The sequence below is a fragment of the Candidatus Nitrosarchaeum limnium BG20 genome (assembly GCF_000241145.1).
Taxonomy (GTDB): Archaea; Thermoproteota; Nitrososphaeria; order Nitrososphaerales; family Nitrosopumilaceae; genus Nitrosarchaeum; species Nitrosarchaeum limnae.
This window is the reverse complement of the sequence record NZ_AHJG01000080.1, coordinates 1-686: the sequence shown is the minus strand read 5'-3', so window position 1 is coordinate 686 and position 686 is coordinate 1. Positions and strand designations below refer to the sequence as shown.

The following is a 686-nucleotide window of genomic DNA, read 5'->3' as shown; positions in this document are numbered from 1 at the left end:
CAACTCTTGCCTTTGATACAATTTATGCAGAAGGACAAAGACGATACGTAGAATCACTCTCTGCTTATGCAAGGCAGTTCCTTGAAATGATGGATAAGCCGGATGTTGATTCAATTGAAGGCCTTTCGCCTGCTATATCAATTCAGCAAAAAACTACAAGCAAAAATCCACGCTCTACCGTTGGAACAACAACTGAAATTTATGATTACATGAGACTACTTTTTGCAAGAATAGGTATTCCCTATTGTACAAATTGTTCTAGAAAAATATCTAGTCAATCCGTAGAAACAATATGCGATTCAATTCTCAAAGATTTTGTTGGACAGAAAATTTTGATACTATCCCCTATCATTCAAAGAAAAAAGGGAACATATGAAAAATTATTTGAACAAATAAAAAAAGATGGGTACTCTAGAATACGTCTTGATGGGGAAATTTTGAGCCTAGATGGGGAGTTTCCAACCCTTGATAAGCAGAAATGGCACAATATCGAGATTGTAGTAGATAGAATTCAGACAGAAAAATCAGAAAGATCTAGATTATTTGAAGCAATCCAAACTGCAATCAAAGCATCAAAAGGAGATGTCATGATTTCATCTGATAAATCTGAAAAAATTTTCTCTCAAAATAACGCGTGTCCGTATTGTGGATTGACAATTGGTGAATTAGAACCTAGAACATTTTCA

Annotated in this window: 1 pseudogene; it reads left to right on the top strand. The window is 34.5% G+C overall.

Going from position 1 to position 686, the window contains the following annotated elements:
• Nucleotides 1-686 (top strand): annotated as a pseudogene (locus tag BG20_RS02530) (excinuclease ABC subunit UvrA); the annotation flags it as partial.